The organism is uncultured Mycobacterium sp., from assembly GCF_964249325.1.
GTDB lineage: Bacteria > Actinomycetota > Actinomycetes > Mycobacteriales > Mycobacteriaceae > Mycobacterium.
On record NZ_CAXUCH010000143.1, the window covers coordinates 4311 to 11064 of the forward strand.

Annotated in this window: 6 protein-coding genes and 1 pseudogene (1 of these 7 running past the window's edge); 3 read left to right on the plus strand and 4 right to left on the minus strand. The window is 64.2% G+C overall.

Annotated features, from left to right (window positions below; genetic code table 11):
* Positions 1–376: pseudogene (locus ACFE99_RS16780) on the minus strand (NADP-dependent succinic semialdehyde dehydrogenase); it reaches 992 nt to the left of the window's first position.
* A 116-nt stretch (positions 377–492) separates the two neighbouring features.
* Positions 493–909 (minus strand): GNAT family N-acetyltransferase, encoded by a 417-nt coding sequence (locus tag ACFE99_RS16785; protein WP_375487226.1) that lies wholly within the window; start codon positions 907–909, stop codon positions 493–495.
* Between the two features lie 64 nt (positions 910–973).
* Between ACFE99_RS16785 and ACFE99_RS16790 the strand changes: the two genes are divergently transcribed.
* The 3 genes from ACFE99_RS16790 to ACFE99_RS16800 all read left to right on the plus strand — a co-directional run bounded on the left by ACFE99_RS16790 (position 974) and on the right by ACFE99_RS16800 (position 4697).
* Positions 974–2620, plus strand: a complete 1647-nt coding sequence (locus ACFE99_RS16790; protein ID WP_375487228.1) for an acetolactate synthase large subunit — start codon at positions 974–976, stop codon at positions 2618–2620.
* A gap of 168 nt (positions 2621–2788) precedes the next feature.
* The gene (locus tag ACFE99_RS16795; protein WP_375487230.1) at positions 2789–4363 is read left to right on the plus strand and encodes a succinic semialdehyde dehydrogenase; all 1575 of its coding nucleotides are present in this window, start codon (positions 2789–2791) and stop codon (positions 4361–4363) included.
* 121 nt (positions 4364–4484) lie between these two features.
* The gene (locus tag ACFE99_RS16800; RefSeq protein ID WP_375487232.1) at positions 4485–4697 is read left to right on the plus strand and encodes a molybdopterin-binding protein; all 213 of its coding nucleotides are present in this window, start codon (positions 4485–4487) and stop codon (positions 4695–4697) included.
* 86 nt (positions 4698–4783) lie between these two features.
* Here the strand turns inward: ACFE99_RS16800 and ACFE99_RS16805 are convergent, their stop codons facing one another.
* Together ACFE99_RS16805 and ACFE99_RS16810 are read right to left on the minus strand one after the other, a co-directional pair.
* Positions 4784–6238: a lipase maturation factor family protein gene (locus ACFE99_RS16805; protein ID WP_375487234.1), complete on the minus strand. Its 1455-nt coding sequence runs from the start codon at positions 6236–6238 to the stop codon at positions 4784–4786.
* A 116-nt stretch (positions 6239–6354) separates the two neighbouring features.
* The gene (locus tag ACFE99_RS16810) at positions 6355–6687 is read right to left on the minus strand and encodes a hypothetical protein (protein ID WP_375487236.1); all 333 of its coding nucleotides are present in this window, start codon (positions 6685–6687) and stop codon (positions 6355–6357) included.
* Positions 6688–6754: the final 67 nt, after the last annotated feature.

Here is a 6754-nt window from a genome sequence, read left to right on the forward strand (position 1 = left end):
CCCCCAGCGGCTGATACCGGGTGTACGCTTTGGCCGCGCCCACCGCGGCGGCGTCGGCCGGCTCGTCGGCCAGCAGCTGCTCGGCGTTCTCCGCGTAGTATCGAAATCCCTTGGCGCACTTCAGTACTTCGGCCTTGGATGCCGCCAGGGTCTTGCCCATCTCAAGGGTCATCATGGCCGCGGTCTCTTCGGCCTCGGCCTCCAGCAGGTCTGCGGTTGCGCGTGTCCACTCGGCACGCTGGGCGAAGCTGGTGCGGCGGTAGTCGCGGAAGCGGGCATGTGCCCGCGCGATGGCCGCGTCGATTTCCTCGTTGGTCGCCGGGCTGAAAGTCTTGACTGTCTCTCCGGTGGCCGGGTTAATCGTGGCGATGGGCACACTGACCTCCTGGGATGCTAAACGTGCAAAACGGCATTCGACTTCCACCCTGCCACCGTCGAGCCCAGCGCCGGTGCCTGATGTCGATAGCGGCGACTAGGGGGCCGTTCATTGCCTTACTCGTGTCCGACTGCGGGTAAGGCATCGCCGGCCAATTCCGCACGGACGGCGGCATGGGCTCGCGGGGTCACCGGATCCAGCAGATCGTCGTAACTCTCCTCCCTGTCGACATAGGCCGCGACGCGGGGACAGAGCGCCACGATCCGCTTACCTGTTGTGCGGGTGTCATCGAGTGCGGTCATGATCAATGTGTCGGCCAGCGCACCGCTGCGGAATTCGTCGCTGACCCGGGTGTGGTAGAAGATGCGCTGCCTGTCGGTGTCGACGTAAGCCGTGAGGCCAACCTCGACGCCGGCGACGCTGATCGCATACCGCCGGTGTTTCAGCTCGGCGGCGTTGGTGACAACCGGGTCACTGATCGGGCCGCCGCTGACGCCCCGATCCGACTGCCGCCTCCTTCGAAGAAATGACATGCTGACATCCTGCGGCTGCTTGATCGACAGAACCGCCCTCCAGCCTGCCACTATCGTGGCCAAGGTGAGTACAGCCGCCCAGCTAATGGTGAAATGCCTCGAAAACGAGGGTGTGTCCGTGGTCTTCGGGATACCGGGGGAGGAGAACATCCGCTTCGTGCAGGCGCTGGCGGCGTCGGACATCCGCTATGTGCTCACCCGCCACGAGCAGGGGGCGGCGTTCATGGCCGAGATGTATGGCCGTGTCACCGGCCGCGCGGGCGTCGTGTCGAGCACGTTGGGACCCGGTGCGATCAACATGCAGCTCGGCGTCGCCGACGCCACCACCAACAGCACCCCGGTGGTCGCGATCTCGGCTCAGGTCGGCCACGACCGTGAGTACAAGGAATCGCACCAGTACGTCGACCTGGTCTCGATGTTCGCCCCGATTACCCGCTGGGCCGACGGCGTCCCCACGGCGCGGGCGATCCCGGAAATGTTCCGCAAGGCGTTCAAGGTGGCCGAGACCGAACGCCCGGCCGCGGTTTACCTGGCCGTGCCCGAGCACATCGATGCCGATGACGCCGACTACGACCTGACGCCGTTGCCGCGCAACGTCGTGCGCGCCGAGGCTCCGGCGGCCGGTCAAGTGCAGCGGGCGGCCGAGATCTTGCGCACGGCGAAGCGCCCGGTCGTGGTGGCCGGGCACGGTGCGGCCCGCAACGACGCCAGCGCCGCCTTGGTGCGGTTCTCCGACGAGCTGGGCGTCCCGGTCGCGAACACCTTCCACGGCAAGGGCGTCATGCCCGACGACCACCCCAACAGCATCGGCACGATCGGGTTTATGCGGCACGACTACGTCAATTTCGGGTTCGACAACGCCGACGTGGTCATCGCCGTCGGCTACGAACTGCAGGAGTTCGATCCCGTCCAGATCAACCCGAGCGGCGACAAGAAGATCATCCACATCCACCGCTTCCCGGCCGAAGTCGACGTCCACTATCCGGTTGCCGTGGGGATCATCGGAGACATCAGCGCGTCGTTAACCGCACTCACCGACGCGTTAGCCGGGCAGCGCTACTCCAGTGTGGCCGCCGCCCCGGTATGCGAGATGCTGGCCGAGGAATTCGCTCGCGGACAAGAAGACTCGCGGTTCCCGCTGGCGCCGCAGCGGGTGGTCGCCGATACTCGTGCCGCGCTGGGCCGCAGCGACGTCGTGCTGGTCGACACCGGGGCCACCAAAATGTGGATGGCGCGGCTATATCCCACGTATGAACGCAACACCTGCCTGATCTCAAATGGTCTGTCCACCATGTCTTTTGCGCTGCCCGGAGCACTCGGCGTCAAGCTCGCCCGCCCGGACTGCAAGGTGTTGGCCGCCGTGGGCGACGGAGCGTTTTTGATGAACTCGCAGGAAATCGAGACCGCGGTCCGAGAGCACATACCGCTGGTGGTGCTGATTTGGGAAGACGGCGGCTACGGTCTCATTGAATGGAAAATGGACCTCGAACTCGGCGACCACTACTACGTCAAGTTCGGCAATCCCGACGCGGTGACCTATGCCGAAAGCTTCGGTGCCAAGGGCTATCGCATCAGCAGCGCCGACGAACTGCTGCCGACGCTCAAGCGGGCACTCGACGACGACGGCGTGTCGGTGATTTCCTGCCCGGTCGACTACTCCGAGAACCTGCGGCTGACCGACCGGCTCGGCCAGTTAGACGCGACGTTGTAGCGGCTGACCCGAGGCTGCTGATCGAACCACTCACTCTCAACAAATGAGCGGCGCACACTGAAACGGGTACCCCCAAAAAACAGAAGCAGGCTTGTAGTTAGCGAGCAAAAGGAGTAACGCCATGGTCTACGCCGAGGTATCCGGCCGGTACCCATTGCGAGTGACGCCATGACCACGATCGCCGGGCGTTCGCCCGAGACCGTAGACACCGTTTTACTCAAGGAATTGGCTGATCGGGTGGTGGCCGCTGACGCGGATTCCCGCCTTGAGGTCAGCAACGCGATGACGGGCCATCGGCTCGGGGATGTTCGGCGTTGCACACCCGATGACGTGGCGACCGCTGCCCAGCGCGCCCGTGCCGTGCAGCCGCCGTGGGCCGCGCGGCCGATCCGCGAGCGAGCGGAGGTGATGCTGCGCTTCCACGATCTGGTGCTCAAGCGCCAGGATGAAGTCCTCGACCTCATCCAGCTCGAGAACGGCAAAGCGCGCCGGCATGCGTTCGAGGAGGTCCTCGACGTCTGCCTGACGTCCCGCTACTACGCGAACACCGCCGCCGACTATCTGACCCCCAAGCGCCGGCAGGGTGTGCAGTTGGCACTCACCGAGGTGTGGGAGCACCATCATCCCAAGGGCCTGGTGGGAATCATCTCGCCGTGGAACTATCCGTTGACGCTGGGCATCAGTGACGCGATTCCGGCGATTGTTGCCGGCAATGCTGTACTGACCAAACCTGATCAACAGACACCGTATTCGGCGTTGTGGGCGGTGCAGCTGCTTGAGGAAGCCGGCATGCCAGCGGGTTTGGTGCAGGTTGTCACCGGCTCGGGGTCAGAGCTTGGGACACCGATCATCGAGCAGTCCGACTATCTGATGTTCACCGGTTCTACCGCTGTGGGCCGTACTGTGGCCGCGCAGGCGGGGGAGCGGCTGATCGATTGCTCGATGGAGTTGGGCGGAAAGAACGCGTTGCTGATCCTTGACGACGCCGACATCGGCAAGGCGGTGTCCGGCGCGGTGCGGGCCGCGTTTTCCAACGCTGGGCAGTTGTGTATTTCGATCGAACGCATCTACGTGCCGGGGACGCTGTGGGATGACTTCACGTCGAAGTTCGCTGCGGCGGCGAAGTCGCTGAAACTTTCCGCAGGCCTGGATTATTCGGGCGACATGGGGTCGTTGATCTCCGAGAAGCAACTCAAGGCGGTGGCGGAGCACGTCGACGACGCGGTGAGCAAAGGCGCCACCGTGCTGGCCGGTGGTCGGCCGCGCCCCGACATTGGCCCCTACTTCTACGAGCCGACAATTCTGACCGGGGTGCGTGAAGGCATGGCGGCGTTTGCCGACGAGACGTTCGGCCCCGTGGTCTCTCTCTACCGTGTTGACAGCGAGGAAGAGGCGATCCAGAAGGCCAACGACAGCGACTACGGCCTCAACTTCAGTGTCTGGACCTCCGATCCCAAGCGCGGGCGGCGGGTCGCTACCAGGTTGCAGGCGGGCACCGTCAATGTCAACGAGGCATATGCGGCGGCCTGGGGTTCGATGGATGCACCGATGGGCGGCATGAAGGCATCTGGTATCGGGCGTCGGCACGGCGAGCACGGAATCCTGAAATACACTGAAGCCCAAACGATTGCGATTGAACGTGTACTGCCGGTCGGCGCGCCGGCGTGGATCAACGCCGATCGCTACGCGCGCGTCATGACCGCCGGGCTGCGGGCCCTTAAGCGAATGCCCGGCGTCAAATAGATGTCTAACCAATGACATAAGGCCGATACGGTCGGCGATCTGCTCAGCATAGAACCGGCGGCGACGACCAATCCGCGGGCTTATGCTCGTCGCATACTGCCGATGATACGGAGGAGTGCGGATGCGACTGTCGACGCGAAACCAGCTGAAAGGCACCATTACCGAAGTCGACCTCGGCAACGTGATGGCCATCGTGAAGGTTCGGCTCGACGGCGGCGATCAAGTCGTCACGTCTTCAGTCACCAAGGATGCCGTGCAGGACCTCGGCCTCGAAGTGGGCCAGCCTGCCATAGTCTTCATTAAATCGACCGAAGTGACGATCGGCGTAGATTGAGCATTCGACCACCACACCACTAAGGCCGAGCGCCGCACCGATGCACCGACCGCGGCGGAATAGCTGCGGTAAGGCTATTCGCGGCTTCAGTCGCCGGACGCCGGTGATGTTTTCGCCCTGCCCAGCGTGACCGGCCCGACGTATTCACCAATCAGCGTGCGGTGCCACCACGCCCGGTCACGCAACAGCTCGCGCCACGTGGTGTAGCGGTACTCGTAGAACTGGACCCGCAGATACCGTGGCGGCGAATCGCGGAACGGATTGCGCCGCAACAGGCGCAGCGTCGCCGGGTCGTTTTCGAGCAGCCGAACCAGCAACGGCCCCAACCACCGTTCGGCGTAAAGCGGTGAGATCGCAGCGAACCACATGAGCCAGTCCAGGCGCAGATGGTAGGGAGCCCATTGCGGCGGCAGCCGACGAACATCGCCGGGCTTGCCTTTGAATTCGTATTCCTGCCACCCGGTCTGCTCGGTGACCTCCGGCTCATCGGTGCCCTCGATCACCAACTCCCGGCGTATCCGCCCGATGCTGCCGAAGGCGCCGTAGGTGTTGATGAGGTGGAAGGGGTTAAACGACATGTTCATGCGCTGATGGCGCGAAATCATGTTGCGCATCGGCCAGTAGCTCAAGAACAGCGAGAACGCCGTGAACGCGACCACCAGTGCGGCGAACCACAACGGCGGGCCGGGTGATACGGGGTGCGTGGGCAGCGGCAGCACCGTCGCCCACGACGGGTCGTCGATCACGCTGCAGCCCAGCAAGATCGTCAGCCAATTCAGCCACGCGAAGTTGCCTGAAATCACCAGCCACAGCTGGGTGATGACGACGATCCCACCCGCCACACTGGCGACCGGCTGCGGGGCGAACAACCCGAACGGCACCACAAGTTGGGCGAAGTGGTTGACCGCCACCTCGACCCGATGCAGCGGCTTGGGCAGGTGATGGAAGAACCAGCTCAACGGCCCCGGCATTGGCTGAGTCTCGTGGTGGTAGTACAGGCACGTGAGGTTGCGCCAGCACGGGTCGCCTCGCAGCTTGATCAGCCCGGCGCCGAATTCGAGCCGGAACAGCAGCAAGCGCGCCAGCCACATCGCCAGCACCGGCGGTCCGACGCGGTCGTTGCCCAGGAAGATCGCCAGGAAGCCCGTCTCCAGCAGCAACGACTCCCAGCCGAACGAGTACCAGGTCTGCCCGACGTTGACGATCGACAGGTACAGCACCCACAGCACCAGCCACATCGGCATCGCCGCCCACAACGGCACCAGGTCGGCGCCGCCGGCGACAATCGCAGCCGACAGCACCGCGCCGAACCACGAGATAGTGGCGAAAAACCGGTCCGAATAGTGGAAATGGAACAGGCTCGGCGCCTGCCAAAAAGTCTGCCGAGCGAGATAACGCGGTATCGGCAGCATTCCGCGCTCTCCGAGAAGCGCACGGAATTGCCTCGCCGCGGCGATGAACGCGATCAGATAGACAGCCGCTACACCGCGCTCGAGTATCAGTCTGCCCAGCCAATATTCCGGTGCCGTAAACCATCCCATGTCCGCAACTCCCGGGACCGTGGACGTTGACAACCGCCTGCTTCGATCTCCAGCCTAAAACGCGATGTCGCCGAAGATCTGCAGTTATAGTTCGTGCGATTCCGCGGCCCGCATCGTCACCGACGCTGGAGTTGATTGCGCGACTCCTCCTCGGGCCGCTGCGCGGCCCGCATCGTCACCGACGCTGTGACCACCGCCAGCGAGACCAGTGCGAGCAGCTGCACCCACGGCGAATGTCCGGCGTAGCCGCCGACCGACCGCCAGGGATGCCGGGAGAGCGCCGCACCGGCCAGAATTAGCCCACCGGCGGTCAAACCAACCGTGACCACGTCGCGCCATCGCTGCCGTCGGCGCAGCCCATAGCGCAGCGCCAGCGCCCCGCCGCACCAGAGACAGCGGGCGCAGCGGGACCAGGACGTGACGCTTTTGTCAGCCCACAACGGCGTCACAGAGAGAAGCGTATTGCCTCACGGAAGAATGTAACCCGCGCAGGGTTGTTGCCTCACGAGATATCTT